Raw genomic sequence first — 19,271 nt, forward strand, 5'->3', positions numbered from 1 at the left:
TCCGCACTCGATCAAAATGGTGGGCCTGGGAAGACTTGAACTTCCGACCTCACGCTTATCAAGCGCGCGCTCTAACCAACTGAGCTACAAGCCCCTAACACGAGAGACATGCCGGCGCGCACTCGACCTGAAGTCGGTGCATCGCACAGCGCTCAGCCCCTGGCGCGTGTTCGTCCGCGAAGAAAGAGAAACGAAGACGGCGAAATCCCGCCAATGGAGCTCAACAATCCTGAAACTGTTGGCCCCTGAATGTTTCTAAAACGATCCGATAGATAGCGTGAGCTGATCTGAAGGATCATCCTTAGAAAGGAGGTGATCCAGCCGCAGGTTCCCCTACGGCTACCTTGTTACGACTTCACCCCAGTCGCTGACCCTACCGTGGCCGGCTGCCCCCTTTCGGTTAGCGCACCGTCTTCAGGTAAAACCAACTCCCATGGTGTGACGGGCGGTGTGTACAAGGCCCGGGAACGTATTCACCGTGGCGTGCTGATCCACGATTACTAGCGATTCCAACTTCATGGGCTCGAGTTGCAGAGCCCAATCCGAACTGAGACGGCTTTTTGAGATTTGCGAAGGGTCGCCCCTTAGCATCCCATTGTCACCGCCATTGTAGCACGTGTGTAGCCCAGCCCGTAAGGGCCATGAGGACTTGACGTCATCCCCACCTTCCTCGCGGCTTATCACCGGCAGTCTCCTTAGAGTGCTCAACTAAATGGTAGCAACTAAGGACGGGGGTTGCGCTCGTTGCGGGACTTAACCCAACATCTCACGACACGAGCTGACGACAGCCATGCAGCACCTGTCTCCGGTCCAGCCGAACTGAAGAACTCCGTCTCTGGAGTCCGCGACCGGGATGTCAAGGGCTGGTAAGGTTCTGCGCGTTGCGTCGAATTAAACCACATGCTCCACCGCTTGTGCGGGCCCCCGTCAATTCCTTTGAGTTTTAATCTTGCGACCGTACTCCCCAGGCGGAATGCTTAAAGCGTTAGCTGCGCCACTAGTGAGTAAACCCACTAACGGCTGGCATTCATCGTTTACGGCGTGGACTACCAGGGTATCTAATCCTGTTTGCTCCCCACGCTTTCGTGCCTCAGCGTCAGTATCGGGCCAGTGAGCCGCCTTCGCCACTGGTGTTCTTGCGAATATCTACGAATTTCACCTCTACACTCGCAGTTCCACTCACCTCTCCCGAACTCAAGATCTTCAGTATCAAAGGCAGTTCTGGAGTTGAGCTCCAGGATTTCACCCCTGACTTAAAGACCCGCCTACGCACCCTTTACGCCCAGTGATTCCGAGCAACGCTAGCCCCCTTCGTATTACCGCGGCTGCTGGCACGAAGTTAGCCGGGGCTTATTCTTGCGGTACCGTCATTATCTTCCCGCACAAAAGAGCTTTACAACCCTAGGGCCTTCATCACTCACGCGGCATGGCTGGATCAGGCTTGCGCCCATTGTCCAATATTCCCCACTGCTGCCTCCCGTAGGAGTTTGGGCCGTGTCTCAGTCCCAATGTGGCTGATCATCCTCTCAGACCAGCTACTGATCGTCGCCTTGGTGAGCCATTACCTCACCAACTAGCTAATCAGACGCGGGCCGATCTTTCGGCGATAAATCTTTCCCCGTAAGGGCTTATCCGGTATTAGCTGAAGTTTCCCTCAGTTGTTCCGAACCAAAAGGTACGTTCCCACGCGTTACTCACCCGTCTGCCGCTGACATATTGCTATGCCCGCTCGACTTGCATGTGTTAAGCCTGCCGCCAGCGTTCGCTCTGAGCCAGGATCAAACTCTCAAGTTGGACTTGAAACCTTGAACCGGCTGATCACAACGTTTGACGAGGTCCCACCATTCTTCGTCGACCGAAGTCAACGAGCCGCCTGCGATTCACATCGTTGGCAGCGATGGTGTAACCTTTAAAACGTGTACCGCCGAAGTCTTTCGTCCACTCTCAGAAGTCAAAAGCCGAAGCTTTCAAGTATTCCGAGAGACGCAAGGACTCCGCCGTCCACGTTTCTCTTTCTTCATCTTCACTTGTCAAACAGCCCGGGATCCGATGACCCCACACCCTTAGAGGGTGGTTCTACCCTTCACCGGCCGACGGTGAACTTCAACCGATTTATGTCGGCTGTTGTGTCACTCATCGAAGTGAGGAGCATCAGTGGCGCGTTCGCTCGCCTTGGTCAGTGACCCGGCGGCGCCGCGCTCAGTGGTTGGTTTATAGTCCGCACCCCTCGGGATTGTCAACGGCCATTGTCAACAAATCGTCGCACGCCCAAATCGCTTGTGCAGTGCGAAGAAATTCTCGTGCTTTCCGTGGCTTAGGTCGGAGGTAAAAATTCGCCACCCAGCCCTCGCGGCAAAAAACTTTAAAAAAAGTTCGTCGCCGGGCAGCCCGTGAGGCCCTCCAAAACGGGTTCCGACCGCCCCGGGGCCGGGCGGCGCGCATCGACCTGCTTTCAGGGAAGCTTTTCCACCTCAAATGCCGCACTTGAGCCACAATCCTGCGACGTTCTGGCTATAACGAATGCATTGAACCGCTCGTAACCTGTGGGGGCTGGGGCGGTTTTTCTGGGGGACCAGGCGATTTTCTCCAAGAATCCGTCGCCTCTTCCCTTCGCGGCCGAGCAACATCGAGAGATCTGCACACCATTGACGTTCGAGATCGCGGCTAGCTAATGGCCATCGGCTTCTCGAATTCGATGCGTGTAGCTCGCCACACTGCCGCGATTCCTCTTCGGGGGATCAAGGTGGGGACGAGGACGAGCTGAGGTCGATCGCAGTTGCTGGAATTTGGGGGGATATCGGGTTGAGCCAACGGGCGTCACGCGGAAGCGGAATTGGGCGCGAGACCGGGATGATCGATCTCGGTCACGAGCCGCCGCTTTCAGTCGACGGCACCGAGGCCGCGGTGATCGACCGTCGCCGTGTCTCCGTTCAATGGTTTAGCGGCACCATTCTGACTGGACTATGTGGCGCGGCCCTGATCGGCGGCGCCGTTTTTGCGTCGCTCGACGGCGAGATGACCTTCGCCAAGGTGCCGGAGCGTGTCGAAGGCGCGCTCCGCGGCGCGTTCACCGGCAACGATCGCGTCGTCAGCCTGCACAAGGGTGACCGCCTGCCGCCGCCCAGCGAATCCTCCGCCTCCCGCAGCCTGGTGCGCGTGTCGACCGTGACCCGCGTCGGCAATCGCGACGTGATGCGGGTGCGGCCCTTCATCCGAATTTCCGGCAATCTCTCGATGACCACGAGCGACCTGTCGGCCAAAATCCCGGCGTTCAACGCGCAGCGTCTCTTGACCGATGTCGGCTCCGACACGCCGGCGGCGGCCGAGGATCCGAATGCCGCGGCCGAGCCCGACGCCGAGGTCTCGTTCGTCACCAAGGATCTCGGCTCCGTGCTGCCGAAAGCCAAGCTCGCCGCCGTCGTCGCGCTCGACGACGTGCTGATGCGGGTCCGTGACGCCGCCAACTGGCGCGGCTCCGGCGGCTCGGTGCGCTACGCTTCACTCGCCAATGCCGCGGCTGACGCGAGCGGCGCCGGCCCCGACATGAGGATGGCCTACGCCACCGAGGGCAACACCTCCGATCCCTATGCCGGCTTCGAGACCCGCGTGGTGCCTGAGAACGTCACCCTGCTGCCGAAGACCAAAGAGCAGGTCACCGGCGGCAATCCGGTCGGCGAACGGGTTCACGTCGTCAGGAAGGGCGACAGCATCACCTCGATCCTGCGCGATCAGGGCGCAACGCCCGACGAGGCGAAGGCGATCGCCGCAACGCTCGGCCCGCGTGGCCGCGAGGGCGGCCTGAAGGAAGGCCAGAAGGTACGAATCCTGATGGCGCCGGCCGCGCCCGGACCGAATGTCAGGCTGCAGCCCTATCGCGTGATCGTCGCCAACGAATCCGTCATCGAGGCCGTCGCTGCGCTGTCCGATCTCGGCAAATACGTTGCCGTCGACGTGCAGAGCATGAACACCGTCACCGAGACCGCCGACAATTCCAGCGACGATGACGAGGATGATGGCAGCGGCGTGCGGCTCTACCAGAGCATTTACGAGACCGCGCTGCGCAACAAGGTGCCGCCGACCGTCATCGAAGACATGGTCAAGATCTACTCCTACGACGTCGATTTCCAGCGCAAGGTCCAGCCCGGCGACTCGTTCGACGTGTTCTTTGCCGGCGAGGACGAGGGCGTCACCAGCACCGAAAAGACCGAAGTGCTCTACGCCGCGCTGACCGTGGGCGGCGAAACCAAGAAGTACTACCGATTCCAGAGCTCCGACGACGGCCTCGTCGACTACTATGACGAGACCGGCAAGAGCGCGAAGAAGTTCCTGGTGCGCAAGCCGGTCAACAACGCGATCATGCGTTCGGGCTTCGGCGGCCGCCGCCACCCGATCCTCGGCTATGTGAAGATGCACACCGGCGTCGACTGGGCCACCGCCTACGGCACGCCGATCTTCGCGTCCGGCAATGGCGTGCTCGAGAAGGTCGGATACGAGGGCGGTTACGGCAAATATATCCGCATGAAGCATGCCAATGGCTACGAGACCGCCTACGGCCACATGTCGGCCTTCGCCAAGGGCATGGAGATCGGCAAGAAGGTGCGGCAGGGCCAGGTGATCGGCTTCGTCGGCTCGACCGGCCAGTCGACCGGCCCGCACGTCCACTACGAAATCCTGGTCAACGGCCGATTCGTCGACCCGATGCGCGTGAAGCTGCCGCGCGGCCGTTCGCTCGAAGGCCCGATGCTGGCGAACTTCGAGAAGGAGCGCGACCGGATCGAGGCCCAGATGTCCAGCCGCGGCAGCTCGCGAATCGTCTCGGACGCCACCAGTTCCACGTCGCAGACGCGCTCCACCACCAACCGCTGACGGCGGAAACCTCGCTCAGGAAGCCGTTCCATCCGGAACCATCCGCGCCGGTCAGGCTTTGTCCGCTTAGGTAAACCTTGCAGAGGAGGCGCGCATGGCAAGCCTCACCCGCGACGATGTGCTGAAGGCCGTCGGCTCCGCCGACGACGTCACGATCGCGAGGATTATCGCGTCGGGGGCGACGATCACCGAGCTTGCCGAGGCGCAGGCCTGGCTCGCCAATGACGAGCCGCTGATCAATGCCGGCAAGCCGCTGGCCACCGGCCGCGCCCGCGAGCTGGTCGATATCCTGTCCGAACTCGAGCCCGGCGAGGACGACGAGCCGTCACCGCCCATCGCCCCGCCGGAATGACGGGTCCGGCAAGATTTACGGCGCGAGGCTGGCGCAGATCAGGAACACGATCCCGATCGCGGTCAGCCCGAATGCCACGGACGCGAGCGGGAGCAGCATGTCGATGGTGGCATGGGTGCTGTTGATCGTGCTGCCCCAGACCGCGAATTCGCCGGTCCGCCACTCCCGGAACGGAATCGACCGCTGATGCAGATCGTGCCGATCGTCGTATTTCCGCCAGATCAGCGAAAGCACCCACGGCAATAGCACCGCGACGAACAGCAATACGCTGACGAACATCAGCGACAGCTCGACGTCGTCCTGGCGGTCGAACAATATCCATGCCGCCGCCGCGAACCACGCGACAAGGCCGGCGGCTGCGCCGTAAACGCGCGGATGAAGATCGTCATAGACGGGCCGGTTATGGGCAATGAGGTCTCTGCTCATGCAATTCGCCTTCTGCTGAGGGCGACCGGCGGAGTGGCTTTGCAGGATGATGCAAGGCGGCGCGCGAATCAGCGCTGCGATTCGGGCCAGATAGTTCCTTTGCAGCTGCGCGGGACGTTTGCCACGCCAGCCGATCATCAGGATGAAAACGAACGCCGTCCCGAGGCGGTTTCATTAATTCGGGCTCACAAAACCGGCCGCCGAACAGGAACTCCGTCGCATGCGGCCCGCCGATGTCATGGCGATGGATGCGGCCTGTCGCCAGGCCGCATCCGGTTTCGCTATCGAAACGCTCAGTTCAGCTTGCGCTTCGAGACCGGGGCCTCGAACTGCACGATCTCGGCGGTTTTGGGCACCTGACCGTTGAAGGTCAGCACGTTGCCCTTCTCCGAGATCACGACATGATCGCCGTCCTTGACCTCGCCGGCGAGGATCATCTCGGCCAGCGGATCCTGCACGCTGCGCTGGATCACCCGCTTCAGCGGGCGGGCGCCGTAAGCCGGATCCCAGCCCTTCTCCGCGAGCCAGTCCCGCGCCTTGGCGTCCAGCGTGAGCTCGATCTTGCGATCCTCGAGCAGCTTGGTCAGCCGCGCGAACTGGATCTCGACGATACGGCCCATCTCGCTCTTCTGCAGGCGGTGGAACAGGATGATCTCGTCGATGCGGTTCAGGAATTCCGGCCTGAAATGCGCCCGCACGACGCCCATCACCTGATCGCGGACCGCCGCGGTGTCCTCGCCCTCCGGCTGATTCACCAGGAACTCCGAACCGAGATTCGAAGTCATGATGATCAGCGTGTTGCGGAAGTCGACGGTGCGGCCCTGACCATCGGTCAGGCGGCCGTCGTCGAGCACCTGCAACAGCACGTTGAAGACGTCGGGATGCGCCTTCTCGATCTCGTCGAACAGCACCACCTGATAGGGCCGGCGCCGCACGGCTTCGGTCAGGGCACCGCCCTCGTCGTAGCCGACATAGCCGGGAGGCGCGCCGATCAGCCGCGAGACCGAGTGCTTCTCCATGAACTCGGACATGTCGAGGCGGACCATCGCGGTCTCGTCGTTGAACAGGTCAGCGGCGAGCGCCTTGGTCAGCTCGGTCTTGCCGACGCCGGTGGGGCCTAAGAACATGAACGAGCCGGTCGGCCGGTTCGGATCCTGCAGGCCCGCGCGGGCACGGCGCACGGCGGTTGCCACCGCACGCACGGCTTCAGCCTGGCCGACGACGCGCTTGGCGAGACTGTCCTCCATTTTCAGGAGCTTGTCCTTTTCGCCCTCGAGCATCTTGTCGACCGGCACGCCGGTCCAGCGCGAGACGACCTGCGCGATGTGGTTGGCGGTGACCGCCTCCTCCATCATCTCGCCGCCGCTCGGCTTGCTGTTCGCTTGCGCCTCGATGTCGGCGAGCTTCTTTTCCAGCTCGGGAATCCGGCCATAGGCCAGTTCGCCCGCCTTCTGGAATTCGCCGCGACGCTGCGCATTGGCCAGCTCAACGCGGAGCGCGTCGAGTTCGCTCTTCAGCTTCTGGGCATTGGAGAGCTTGTTCTTCTCCGCGCTCCAGCGCGCCGTCAGCGCCGTCGATCGCTCCTCGAGCCCTGCGAGCTCTTTCTCCAAGGTCTGCAAGCGGCTCTTGGAGCCGGCATCGTTCTCCTTCTTCAGCGCCTCCTGCTCGATCTTCAGCCGGATGATGTCGCGATCGAGCGAATCGAGCTCTTCCGGCTTCGAATCAACCTGCATCTTCAGCCGCGCCGCCGCTTCGTCCATCAGGTCAATGGCCTTGTCCGGCAGGAAGCGGTCGGTGATGTAGCGGTTCGACAGCGTGGTCGCGGCCACCAGCGCGGAGTCGGTGATGCGCACGCCGTGATGCTGCTCGTATTTGTCCTTGAGGCCGCGCAGGATCGAGATGGTGTCCTCGACCGTCGGCTCGCTGACATAGATCGGCTGGAACCGGCGAGCCAGCGCCGCATCCTTCTCGACATGCTTGCGGTACTCGTCGAGCGTGGTCGCACCGATACAGTGCAACTCACCACGCGCGAGCGCAGGCTTCAGGAGGTTGGACGCGTCCATTGCGCCGTCGGTCTTGCCGGCGCCGATCAGGGTGTGCATCTCGTCGATGAACAGGATGATGCCGCCCTCGGCCGACGAGACCTCCTGCAGCACGGATTTCAGCCGCTCCTCGAACTCGCCGCGATATTTCGCGCCGGCGATCAAGGCGCCCATGTCGAGCGACAGCAGCTTCTTGTCCTTCAAGCTCTCCGGCACGTCGCCATTGAGGATGCGCAGCGCCAGGCCCTCGACAATGGCGGTCTTGCCGACGCCGGGTTCACCGATCAGGACGGGATTGTTCTTGGTCCGCCGCGACAGAACTTGAATCGTGCGGCGGATCTCCTCGTCGCGGCCGATCACCGGGTCGAGCTTGCCGTCGCGCGCAGCCTGGGTCAGGTCGCGGGCATATTTCTTTAGCGCGTCGTAAGCGTTCTCGGCGGTCGCACTGTCAGCAGTGCGGCCCTTGCGCAGCGCTTCGATCGCCGCGTTCAGGTTCTGCGCCGTGACGCCGCCCTTGCTCAGAATGCTTGCCGCCTCGCTGCCCTTCTCGAGCGTGAGCCCGAGCAGCAGCCGCTCGACGGTGACAAAACTGTCGCCGGCCTTGTCGGCGGCCTGTTCCGCCGCATCGAAGGCGCGCGCCAGCTCCGGCGACAGGTAGACCTGCCCGGCACCATTGCCCGAGACCTTCGGCAGCTTGTTCAGCGCCTCTTCGGTCGCTTTCAGGATTGCTCTGGAATTGCCGCCCGCACGGTCGATCAGACCGCCGGCGAGTCCCTCATTGTCGTCCAGCAGCACCTTCAACAGGTGCAACGGCGAGAATTGCTGGTGACCGTCGCGCATTGCGAGCGATTGGGCAGACTGGATGAATCCGCGCGCGCGCTCGGTGTACTTCTCAATGTTCATTCGTTTTCCCTCGGCCTGCCATCGTCACCCATTCAGGCATGACAACGGCATCTTCATTGGGTTTCCGCGGGCCGCGTTGACGTTCCTCAACCAGCCTCTGGTCGTCGCCATCATTGTTCAGGCTTGCCGCAGATGTGGGCACTTGGTTCCAAAACGGAAGAGCCACAGCCTGCGATTTCGCCCGGTGAAGCTCAGCGCCGCACGATGGCGACAAGGTAGCGGCAAGGCTGAGCGGTTTCGTTACGGAAGACGATGTCCGACGGCGGACCGAGCTCGACGCGGTCGCCCGCAGCGAGCTCGTGGCGCTCCGCTCCTTCCATCAAGGTGAGGCGGCCGCTGATCACCCAGACCACCTGGCGGACCAAGTGATAGGCGCTGGCGGGGAAGCCGGCTTCCTGCCTCGCAGGCAGTTCGATCTCCACCAGCTCCAGCGGATTGGCCGGATGCAGGAACACCTGCCGCCGCAGATAGGCCGCCTTCGGATCGCGCCACACCGGCTGATCCTTGGCCCGCTGCAGGCGGGAATTGTGTGAGGCAACTTCGAACAGCGCAGCCATGGTCAGGCCGTAGGCCGTGGCGATCCGCGACAGCGTCGCCGCCGTCGGGCTTGCCTCCGCCCGCTCGATCTTGCTCAGCATGGCCTTGGACACGCCGGCCCGCCCGGCGAGGTCCGCCAGCGACCAGCCGCGGCCCTCCCGTTCGGCGCGAACCCGCCGCCCGAGAGCCTCATCGGTCTTGTCCTCTATAATTGACATATTGTCTTATATAGTAGACGATGGGGTCCATTCAAGAGGCGCGTCAAGGAACCACCGATGATTATCCGCCCCGCCACCGAGCAGGACATCCCTGAGATTACCGCGATCTTCAACGAGGCGGTCGCCAACTCGAACGCGATCTGGACGGAGAAGCAGGATTCCGAGGCCGAGAGGCTGGCCTGGATGACGGCGCGGCTGGCTCTGGGCTATCCCGTGCTGGTGGCCGTCGAGGGGACGACGGTGCTCGGCTACGGCACATTCGGCGACTTCCGGGCCTTCCCGGGCTACCGCTACAGCGTCGAGCACAGCGTCTATATCCATGCCGATCATCGCGGCCGCGGCCTCGGCCGGATCATCGTCGACGAGCTGATCGCCGCGGCCACCGCGCTCGGCAAGCACGTCATGATCGCCGGCATCGACGGCGGCAATCTCGCCTCGCTGCGGCTGCACGCGCGGGCCGGCTTTGTCGAGGTCGCCCGGATGCCGGAGGTCGGACGCAAATTCGGCCGCTGGCTCGATCTCGTGTTCATGCAGCGCCAGCTGGACGCTCCTGGAGCGGCGCGCGCCGACTAGTACCTTCCCGCGGGCGGCAGTTCTCCTCGCACGCCAAACAGGCTAGAGCGGGCGAATGGACACGCACGCTTCCTCTGCCCGGATCACCGGCATCTATCGCTACCCCGTCAAGGGTCTCACGCCCGAGCCGCTGCCGCACGCAGAGCTCAAGGCCGGCGAGACGCTCCGCTCCGATCGCCGCTATGCGATCGAGAACGGCCCGAGCGGTTTCGATCCCTCGGTGCCGAAATGGCTGCCGAAGCCGCATTTCCTGATGCTGCAGCGGGACGAGTGGCTGGCGCCGCTGCGCGCCCATTTCGACGATGACAGCCATGTGCTGACGCTGCGCCGGGATGGCGCGATGGTGGCCCAGGGCGACCTCGAGACCGCGGAAGGCCGCGCGGCGATCGAGCGGTATTTCGCCAATCGTCATACCGGCCAGATCAAGGGCCCGCCCAAGGTGCTGGTCAGCCCCGGGCACAGTTTCTCCGATGTGCCGCGCAAGGTGGTCTCGATCATCAATCTGGCCAGCCTGCGGGCGATCGAGGAGATGGTGCAGGCGCCGGTCCATCCGCTGCGCTTCCGCGCCAACCTCTATGTCGAAGGCTGGCCGGCCTGGCATGAAGCCAGCCTGCTCGACCAGACCATCGCGATCGGCAGCGCCCGGGCCAGGGTGGTGAAGCGCATCACCCGCTGCGCCGCGGTCAATGTCGATCCCGATACCGGCGCGCGCGACCTCTCGGTGCCGAACACGCTGATGCAGCGTTTCGGCAACAATGAGTGCGGCATCTATGCCGAGATCATCAGCGATGGCGGCGCCGCCGTCGGCGACACGATTGCCGCTCAGGGACCTGTAGCGTCGTAGGCCGGGCAAGGCGCGTGCGCGCCCTGCCCCGCTTTCGAGCGATCAGTTGGTCGGCATCACATAGGCGTAGATGCGGCCGCGCGAGACCCGCGTCTCGCGGACGCGGTGGCCGCTGTTGCCCGAGATCATGATCGGATTGCCCTTGGCATCGACGCCGGTGATGATGCCGACATGGCCGCCGCCGCGGCGGCTCATCACGGCGATGGCGCCGACCTGCGGTCCCGAAACGCGCGTGCCGTATTTGGCGAACGAACTCGCCATGTCGGAGCCGGTGCCGCGATGGCCGGTGTGCTGCAGCACCATGTTCATGAAGCGGGCGCACCACAGGCTGGAGCGGCCGGTCGGATTGCCGCCGAGATAGCGGCGCGCCTCGGCCACGATGCCGGACGAGCCGAAGCCGCTTGCCGCAATCACGCCGCCCGTGTTGGGCACGGGGTCAGCGCTGCCGGGCAACGGCGCTGCGTTGGTTTCGATGATCCCGCCCGGCTGCGCGAGTGCGCGACGCTCGGCGCGCGACAGCCGCGCTGCGTGCCGATAGTGATGACGGGCATAGTGACGCGCGTGATGGCCGGCATGGGCCGAATGCGCGTGACGTGAATGATGCGGACGGGCGGAGGCCGGAGCGGCGGAGATCACGGCGAGAGTGAGCGAACACAGAGCCAGCGCCAAAACACGAAGCGACCGGCGACACGCAAGCAACTGAACCATACTTCACTAGATCCTCTGTAACGCCCCCCAATTCCCCGTCGCGTTCCTGGGGGAACACGGCGGTGGTTTTGAAAATCGGGATGGCGCGAGGAAGATTTCATGCGGCGTTGCGGGAACAATTTCTGGGTCATTCCGCGATGATTCGATGACGAGAAAGGAACCGGAGCTGCCGCATTGCGGCCTCGAAAATTAACTGCAAATCTGGAGGCGGCCAACGAGAGGAGAATTTCAATGCCCTACGCCACGACGAAAGATCATGTCCGCCTCTACTTCGAAGAGGCCGGCAGCGGAACCCCGATCATCTTCCTGCACGAGTTCGCCGCGGATCACACCAATTGGGAGCCGCAGATGCGCTATTTCGCGCGCGGCCACCGCTGCATCGCCTATTCGGCGCGCGGTTACACGCCGTCCGACGTGCCTGCGAGTGCCGACGTCTACACCTACCAGCACTTCTATACCGACGCGCTCGCCGTGCTCGACCATCTCGGCATCACCAAGGCGCATTTCGTCGGGCTCTCGATGGGCTCCTATTCGTCGCTGCAGGTCGCCCTCAATGCGCCGGAGCGCGCGCTGTCGATGACGCTGGCCGCGGTCGGCTCCGGCTCCAGCCTCGAGCATCTCGATGCCTTCCGCGCGCAGTGCCGTGCCAATGCCGAGCAATATGAGAGCATCGGCGCGGTCGAGGTCGCCAAGGTGACGCGCGAAGCGCCGAGCCGGATTCCGTTCCTGGTCAAGGATCCGCGCGGCCACGCCGATTTCTACGCCGCGCTCGCCCGCCACGACGCCAGAGGCTCAGCCAACACGATGCGCAGCTTCCAGGGCGGCAGGCCCTCGATCTACACCATGACCGATGCGATCAAGCGCGCCGCGACGCCGGCGCTGATCCTGTGCGGCGACGAGGACGACAATTGCATCGCGCCCAGCATGTTCCTGAAGCAGCATCTGCCGGCCGCCGGCCTCTCGTTCTTCCCGAAGTCGGGCCACGTGCTCAACCTCGAGGAGCCGGCGCTGTTCAACGAGATGGTCGAGCGCTTCATCGCGCTGGTCGAGGCCGGCCGTTGGCCGGTACGCGATCCGCGGTCGCTGGTGGCAGGGTGATTGTCCCGTGTCGTCGCGGTCGCGGGGTGCAGGACGCAGCCAGAGCCTGCGCGGTAAAGGCAGACAGCGCGCGCAGTCTGCGTCCGGAATATGGGCAAAGGAAATCCATCAACGTTCCGATGCCACCGGGCGAACTATGAGAGCAGGTTACCTTCTGCTGCTCTGCGTTATTTCCATCGGACTTGCGGTCGTCTCCAGGACGGTTTGCGCGGAAGGCTTCGTTGAGGAAATGAAACTGGAAGCCGCGGGCGCCGCAGCGAACACGTCCTATCTCCTGGATGGGAAGCCACAGCCTTCGATCCCGATCGGCTGGGCCGTAATGAGCCCAATGATCGTCGTCATCGGCGACGATCAGTACGCGCCCATTTTCGCGCCTTGCGATCCTGCCAATCCAGGCCTGTACTGCGTCGAAATCCTGAGAAACGGCGAGAGGTTCGCGCAACCGCTCGATATGGGGCACGCCTTCGCGCCGGACGGCTTTCAGGCCGAGCTCGCTTATCATCCTCCGCTGTTGTTTACCGACGGAACCAGGCTGCTGGTCGCTTACTGGGTCCGCGCCAAGGATCACCGTTCCATCATCCAACTGCTTTCGCTCGATCCAAAAGCCTCCGCTCCCGCCCCATGGACCCTATTATCGAGGCTCGAGAACCCCGGTGACGAGCTTCTGAGCTATCTCGGAGGAGCGATGGGGCCCACCGGCGAAATCGTGATCGCTGGATACGGGACCGGTGGACCTGCGCGGAGCCACCGGCTCGAACTCACCAGGATAGTTCCGCCCTACACTGGCCCGTGGATGCCGAAACAGCTCATCGCCGAATATCCCTCTCCAGCCTACGCGCCGGAATATCCTCATGTCGCCATCCGTGACGATGGCAGCATCAGCATTTTGACCGTGCTCGCCAACTACACGCCATGTCCGGAGAATCAGGTCACGTATTCGGTCTACAAGAACGTCATCGCCTTCGAAGGCCGTTATGGCGAGCCTTTCGTCGCGCGGTGGAGCGACGCTACGGCCGACACCGTGGCCGATCCGGCGAATCACGGCGACAGCTGCCTCTATGGAGCGGACCGTTATCCGTTGGCGCATTTTTGGGACAAGCAATCGCACGCTATCTATTCGATCGTCCGCAGCGCCAATCTCGATGGAGTCGACGCCACGAACAGGGTGGGATCGAACGCCCGCTTTTCACGGACATTCAAGCTCTATCGCGACGGCACCCTGGTCGTGCCCGACCTTGCGCCCTACTTCGCGCAATATTTTGTCGACCCGGAGCATCCCTGCTACCGGCCAGAAAGCGCCTGTCATATCCATGCCATGACGATGACCCGTCTCGATAATGGAGAATTCGTCATCTTCGCCAACGCCCGCGACGATGACGCCGCGTTGACCTACTCAAAGATCGGCGTGATCTGGTCGAAGGATCTCCAGACCTTCTGCGAGCCGGTCTATCTGTCGACCTCCTACGGTCCCGGATACAGCATATTCGTCGCGCAACCCGACAAGAATGGCATGCATTCGGTGCGCAAGCTTGAGTTTCTCAACGCCGGCAACACGTATAATCCGGTGCAGCTCAATTACAATCAGCGTATGACCTTCTGGCGCTATTCCCTCGAATAGCACCGGCGCGATTTCGCAGACACGCAGCAATCAACAAGGGCGCGAGCAATTCGCGCACGCGCCGCTATCATTCGCCGCTTGTCGCCTGAGCGAACGTCGCGCGGATGTCTCTTTCCATCTCCTGTTCGAAATTGCACTTCCCGCAGTACTGCGCCTGCTTGTAGAACTCGTAGTTCCTTCCGCGCCTGACCGCCTGTTTTGTCACGGTGAGCGACAACGGCAGCGATGTCATGTCCCCCGCCGGATCGGGAAACTTCACATCGAGCGCGATATGGCCTTGCCCGTCGGGCCGCAATACTGGGAAATCTTGGATGAACGCCATCTTGGTGATGCGGTTGCCGACCATATCGGCGACGATTCCCTCCAGCCGATAGCCGTAGCGCACGTCGTCAGGGTGAATTTCCAGCTTGCGAAGCAAAGGATGCACGATCAGCTTTGGGCTGGTCTTCTTGACGAAGACAAAGTTGGGCTGCTCGGAACCGGGGGCGAACATCCAGCGGCTTTTTGCGACCTGGTCCTCCGTGTTGACGATATGCTGTCCGGCCAAAGGATAGAGCTCGTTCGAGGGATTTTGCGCAAACTCCATTTCCTTCGACGTCGGCGTCAGATTGTCCGCATCGACCAAGGCCATTGTCGCATTGCTGCGCGGAAGTGGCTTCGCATCGGCCGGCGCCAGCTGGCCGCCGAACGCGACGCCAAACCGGGCCTTGATTTCCCCGCTGGTCAGTCCCTTGAGATCGGTTGGCCCGCTATTCGCAAAGGGGACAAAGTTTTCGTTCTGCGACCCGAAATACAGCCGGAAAGTCTTGCCGGCGGAATCGTTCCAGAAAATCCGGTCGTTCTCGAAGAGCATGGCGACGTCGCCATTCGCCGGCACGGCCATATCCTTCAGATCGAAATTCGTCGTCGCTCCCTCGGACGGAACGTGAATATTCCTGAGCGTAACCACGCGGAACGGGCGATTCGCCGATTCGATCATGATGTTCGTTCGGTTGCGAAGGAACGCGCCATCGACGGCATTGATGCCGCGCCGCGGCAGCACCAATCCAGTGGGGAACCGCTCCGCCGTAACATTCTGGAAGGTAATGTTCTCGGTCTGGGAATTTCCCCCGATCGCAAAATCAGTATCCATGTGGCGTTCGCCGCCATAGGCGTAGACGTTGCGGATCAGCGTGTCCCGGACGTAGGGGATGAACAGCGCGTGCCGGCTGACATTCCAGACCGTGATATCCTCGATGAGGCTCTGGGAAGGATGCGGCGCAAGTAGCTTGTGATTCCAGATCTCGACCCCGTCGGTCGAGCCGGCGGCGTGGTTGCGTGCGAAATACAAATCGACGTCCGACGTCGAAATGCGGCCGTCCACATCGGCGTTGACTCGATTATCGGTGTTGCGTGCGTTGAAATAGGTACGGTTGCCGCCTTCCGCGAACGAATAACCGAACACGACGTAGGCTCCCGCGGCGTGTCCAAAAGCCCAATTATCCGCTACCCGGACGCCGGCGCTTTGCATCCAAAAGCCATGCCCCTGATGGCCATTGTCGAAGATCCCCATTCGGCTGACGATATCCTCGCCTGATCCGGTCGATCGGATGGCGAGATTGCCCCGAAACGATCCAATCTCCGTGCCGTTCTCCGCCAGGAAATGCGAGCCGGCGATCGCGAACGTCACATTGTTTTCTGCCAGGAGATGACCGCCATGGTTGACGATGCCATGCTTCGGACTTCCCCTCACGACACTGTTGCGCACCACGTGAGGCGGAATATCGATTCGCGCGCCTGAGACGACGTGGAAATGAAGCGCGTATCGACCAATAGTGTTGTCGTCGGATCCAGGGACCAGCTTTCCGGTCTCGTCGAGATCAGGTGCGGTCTGGGCCCGTTTCGTGTCGGTACGGCCGAGATCCCTGAACTCGGCGCCGTCGATGTTCACACCGGTCTGCCGATGCAGGAACATGATATGGCCGCGCGCCGAAAAGGACGCCGCAGCCTCGGAGCTAACCCTGACATTTCTCGTCAGGTTGCCAATCGGGACGGAGGTGCCGTCCGGCGTCAGATGCGAATATTTGAGCGGCCTATCGAGGACGATGCGCTCACCCTCGACGCTGACGATAATTGGCGTTTCGTCCTCGCTATTTAGATCGCTGGTCCCAGGTACGATCAGCTCATCTCCGGCCGACCAGTTCGACGCAGGCCGATCGAACTGGAACACTGCCACCCCGGCCACGAGTTGGCTCTGCGGTATCTTCCAGGCCGTCTTTTCGGCGCCATGAATCCGGATGGCGCCCATCGAAATGAGGCCACCGGCCATGTCGAATGGGTCGTGCTCCCGGTCTCGGAACGTCCGCGCGGCAAAGGTGAGCTTTGCGACGACAGTCTTCGAGACGGGAAGATCTACGGTCCCCATTTCGAGGGCGCCGTCGGGCGTCACCACAATCGTTCCGACCTTGACGGAAGTGGCCTGATCGGTACTCCAGACGAGAGCCCCATCGACGCGAATCCAGTCGATTTTGGCCGTGATCTCCTTGTCGATCTTGACGGTCAGCCCGGATGGAATGCGGACTTTCGCGCCGTCGGCAGGCGGCTTCCCTTGTACCCAGGTGGACGGCGCACTCCAATCGCCCGACGATGCGGCGATATCGGTCTCGGAGCACAGGGCTACCAGATCGAGCGCGGCGGAATGCTCTCGATGGCGAGCAAGGTCGGGGACGTGATCTGCCGCATGTCCGGACGCATGCGTGTCGCAACCTCCATTCAGCAGCGCCAGATGTCCGAGTTGATGCCCATCGGGGATGGACATATTGGCGGCCCACAAGACCCCGGACAGTGCAACGACGAGCAATAGCGCAATCGAGAAACCTGTTCGCATTGTCTTCCCCAGCAAGTGACCATTGCGCGTCAGCCCGATGACCACCAGTTCACGACTGATTCCATCATCTCTGATCCGCATGAGCCACTTTTACACGGCGAGCGCGAACAGGAAAGCTGTACATCGACAACCCAATCCTGTCATCGCCGACGATCTGCATCGGCGGAGATTCCACGTGTTCCTTTGAAGGGTCGAGCACCGGCCTCTGGCCGGTGCTGTGTGCGATCCGATGTCGCAGGTGGCGGCGACGGGTTGACGCTTCACACGGCTTTCACTTGGCCTTGTCGCTCGCCCCCTCCACCCCGGCTGAGCAGGAACACGCCCTGCTCGCCGAACATGTTCCACACCCACCACGGCAGGTTGAGCGGCACCGGACGGCCGTAGAGATCGAGCGCCACCGCGCGCTCCATCTTGACGTTGATCTCCTCGCAGAGCTGCACGAAATCCTTGATGGTGCAGAAGTGGATGTTCGAGGTGTCGTACCAGCTCGCCGGCAAATTCTCGGTGCGCGGCATGTGGCCGCCGATCAGAAGCTGCAGCCGCATCTTCCAGAACCCGAAATTCGGGAACGAGACGATGGCGCGCTGGCCAATCCGCAGCAGATTCTCCAGCACCACCTTGGGCTGCCGCGTCGCCTGCAAGGTCTGCGACAGGATCACGTAGTCGAACGCATCGTCGGGATAGTTGACGAGATCGGTGTCGGCATCGCCCTGCACCACGGCGAGCCCCTTGGCGACGCAGCCATTGACGCCCTCGCGCGACAGCTCGATGCCGCGGCCGTCGATGCCGCGGCTTTCCAAGAGCTGCAACAGCTCGCCATCGCCGCAGCCGACATCGAGCACGCGCGAGCCCGGCCGCACCATGTCGGCGACCAGCAGATGATCGGTGCGATGGCCGCCGGTCCGCTCCGGCGCGATGCCCGGCAAGGGCAATGTCTGCTGCATGCTCATGACCGGCCGCCGTCCTTCAGTCCGCGCGCCTTGGCTGCGGCCAGCAGGAAGGCACGGGAGATCTCGAGGAATTCCGGCACATCGAGCAGGAAGGCGTCGTGGCCCTTGTCGGTCTCGATCTCGGCGAACGACACCCGTGCGCTCGACGCGTTCAGCGCATGCACCAGCGCGCGCGATTCCGAGGTCGGAAACAGCCAGTCGCTGGTGAACGACACCACGCAGAACCGGGTCTGGATGCCGGTGAACGCCTTCGCCAGCACGCCGTTGTGGTCGGCGGCGATGTCGAAATAGTCCATCGCGCGGGTCAGATAGAGATAGGAGTTGGCGTCGAAGCGCTCGACAAAGGACGAGCCCTGGTAGCGCAGATAGCTCTCGACCTGAAAATCCGCATCGAACGAGAAGGTCGGCAGCTCGCGGTCCTGCATCCGCCGTCCGAACTTGCGATGCAGCGCGGCGTCCGAGAGATAGGTGATGTGCGCGGCCATCCGCGCCACGGCCAATCCGCGGTGCGGATGGGTGTCCTCGTCGACATAGCGGCCGCCGCGCCAGTCCGGATCGGCCATCACGGCCTGGCGGCCGAGCTCGTGGAACGCGATGTTCTGCGCCGAGTGGCGCGTCGAGCAGGCGATCGCGAGCGTCGAGAACACGCGCTCCGGATAGGCCGCGGTCCATTGCAGCACCTGCATGCCGCCCATCGAACCGCCGACCACACAAAACAGCGTCGTGATGCCGAGGCGATCGATCAGCATCGCCTGCGCGCGCACCATGTCGGGGACGGTGATGATCGGGAAATCGAGTCCCCACACCTTGCCGGTCGCGGGGTTCAACGACGCAGGGCCGGTCGAGCCCATGCAGCCGCCGATCACATTGGAGCAGATGATGAAGTATTTGTCGGGATCGATCGGCCGGCCGACGCCGACCATGGTCTCCCACCAGCCGGGCTTGCCGGTGACGGGATGGATGTTGTTGACATGCTGATCGCCGGTCAGCGCGTGGCAGACCAGGATCGCATTGGAGCGGTCGGCGTTGAGCTCGCCATAGGTCTGGTAGGCGATCTGGAACGGTGCGAGATCGACGCCGCAATCGAGCTTGAGCGGCTGGTCCATCCCGAACTTCGCCACCAGTGACGACGGACGGTCGGCCTCATGGGCGCGATCATCGCTCGGGGTTTGTGGGCTCGGTATCGGACGCACGTTGCTCATCTAGGCGACCCTGCCTCCGCGCGGGAGGGCTCGACGGACCTCAGGCCAATAAAAAACCCGGCCTGAAC

Annotated in this window: 13 protein-coding genes, 1 tRNA gene and 1 rRNA gene; 6 read left to right on the forward strand and 9 right to left on the reverse strand. The window is 62.6% G+C overall.

The genetic code is table 11. The features are described from left to right. Positions 1 to 17: 17 nt before the first annotated feature. Both ACVI1L_RS08550 and ACVI1L_RS08555 read right to left on the reverse strand, forming a co-directional pair. Positions 18 to 94 (reverse strand) — tRNA-Ile (locus ACVI1L_RS08550). 211 nt (positions 95 to 305) lie between these two features. Next, a 16S ribosomal RNA gene (locus ACVI1L_RS08555) occupies positions 306 to 1,794 on the reverse strand. Between the two features lie 1,008 nt (positions 1,795 to 2,802). Between ACVI1L_RS08555 and ACVI1L_RS08560 the strand changes: the two genes are divergently transcribed. Both ACVI1L_RS08560 and ACVI1L_RS08565 read left to right on the forward strand, forming a co-directional pair. Next, positions 2,803 to 4,866 (forward strand): M23 family metallopeptidase, encoded by a 2,064-nt coding sequence (locus tag ACVI1L_RS08560; protein WP_225160476.1) that lies wholly within the window; start codon positions 2,803 to 2,805, stop codon positions 4,864 to 4,866. Positions 4,867 to 4,960: 94 nt separating this feature from the next. Then, entirely contained in the window at positions 4,961 to 5,218 is a 258-nt protein-coding gene (locus ACVI1L_RS08565) for a hypothetical protein (protein WP_057017856.1), read from the forward strand. A gap of 15 nt (positions 5,219 to 5,233) precedes the next feature. Here the strand turns inward: ACVI1L_RS08565 and ACVI1L_RS08570 are convergent, their stop codons facing one another. The 3 genes from ACVI1L_RS08570 to ACVI1L_RS08580 all read right to left on the reverse strand — a co-directional run bounded on the left by ACVI1L_RS08570 (position 5,234) and on the right by ACVI1L_RS08580 (position 9,344). Next, complete coding sequence (locus ACVI1L_RS08570; RefSeq protein WP_456782683.1) at positions 5,234 to 5,644, reverse strand: hypothetical protein; 411 nt, start codon at positions 5,642 to 5,644, stop codon at positions 5,234 to 5,236. A gap of 293 nt (positions 5,645 to 5,937) precedes the next feature. Continuing rightward, the gene (gene clpB, locus ACVI1L_RS08575) at positions 5,938 to 8,589 is read right to left on the reverse strand and encodes an ATP-dependent chaperone ClpB (protein ID WP_168858415.1); all 2,652 of its coding nucleotides are present in this window, start codon (positions 8,587 to 8,589) and stop codon (positions 5,938 to 5,940) included. 191 nt (positions 8,590 to 8,780) lie between these two features. Beyond that, entirely contained in the window at positions 8,781 to 9,344 is a 564-nt protein-coding gene (locus ACVI1L_RS08580) for a helix-turn-helix domain-containing protein (protein WP_456782684.1), read from the reverse strand. Positions 9,345 to 9,401: 57 nt separating this feature from the next. On the opposite strand from ACVI1L_RS08580, the gene ACVI1L_RS08585 reads away from it, so the two are divergent. Both ACVI1L_RS08585 and ACVI1L_RS08590 read left to right on the forward strand, forming a co-directional pair. Continuing rightward, positions 9,402 to 9,917: an N-acetyltransferase family protein gene (locus tag ACVI1L_RS08585; protein WP_456782685.1), complete on the forward strand. Its 516-nt coding sequence runs from the start codon at positions 9,402 to 9,404 to the stop codon at positions 9,915 to 9,917. Positions 9,918 to 9,972: 55 nt separating this feature from the next. Next, on the forward strand, positions 9,973 to 10,761 hold the full coding sequence (locus tag ACVI1L_RS08590) for an MOSC domain-containing protein (protein ID WP_456782686.1): 789 nt from the start codon (positions 9,973 to 9,975) through the stop codon (positions 10,759 to 10,761). 42 nt (positions 10,762 to 10,803) lie between these two features. Here the strand turns inward: ACVI1L_RS08590 and ACVI1L_RS08595 are convergent, their stop codons facing one another. Then, entirely contained in the window at positions 10,804 to 11,469 is a 666-nt protein-coding gene (locus tag ACVI1L_RS08595; RefSeq protein WP_456782687.1) for a TIGR02594 family protein, read from the reverse strand. 231 nt (positions 11,470 to 11,700) lie between these two features. On the opposite strand from ACVI1L_RS08595, the gene ACVI1L_RS08600 reads away from it, so the two are divergent. Together ACVI1L_RS08600 and ACVI1L_RS08605 are read left to right on the forward strand one after the other, a co-directional pair. After that, positions 11,701 to 12,567, forward strand: a complete 867-nt coding sequence (locus tag ACVI1L_RS08600) for an alpha/beta fold hydrolase (RefSeq protein ID WP_456782688.1) — start codon at positions 11,701 to 11,703, stop codon at positions 12,565 to 12,567. 136 nt (positions 12,568 to 12,703) lie between these two features. After that, positions 12,704 to 14,185, forward strand: a complete 1,482-nt coding sequence (locus ACVI1L_RS08605) for a hypothetical protein (RefSeq protein ID WP_456782689.1) — start codon at positions 12,704 to 12,706, stop codon at positions 14,183 to 14,185. A gap of 67 nt (positions 14,186 to 14,252) precedes the next feature. Here the strand turns inward: ACVI1L_RS08605 and ACVI1L_RS08610 are convergent, their stop codons facing one another. The 3 genes from ACVI1L_RS08610 to metX all read right to left on the reverse strand — a co-directional run bounded on the left by ACVI1L_RS08610 (position 14,253) and on the right by metX (position 19,203). After that, positions 14,253 to 17,132 (reverse strand): G8 domain-containing protein, encoded by a 2,880-nt coding sequence (locus tag ACVI1L_RS08610; RefSeq protein ID WP_456782690.1) that lies wholly within the window; start codon positions 17,130 to 17,132, stop codon positions 14,253 to 14,255. Positions 17,133 to 17,311: 179 nt separating this feature from the next. After that, positions 17,312 to 18,001, reverse strand: a complete 690-nt coding sequence (metW, locus tag ACVI1L_RS08615) for a methionine biosynthesis protein MetW (protein ID WP_456782691.1) — start codon at positions 17,999 to 18,001, stop codon at positions 17,312 to 17,314. Continuing rightward, positions 17,998 to 19,203 (reverse strand): homoserine O-acetyltransferase MetX, encoded by a 1,206-nt coding sequence (gene metX / locus ACVI1L_RS08620; protein ID WP_057017865.1) that lies wholly within the window; start codon positions 19,201 to 19,203, stop codon positions 17,998 to 18,000. The genes metW and metX overlap by 4 nt, the downstream gene beginning before the upstream one ends. Positions 19,204 to 19,271: the final 68 nt, after the last annotated feature.

Source organism: Bradyrhizobium sp. USDA 4516 (assembly GCF_054055915.1).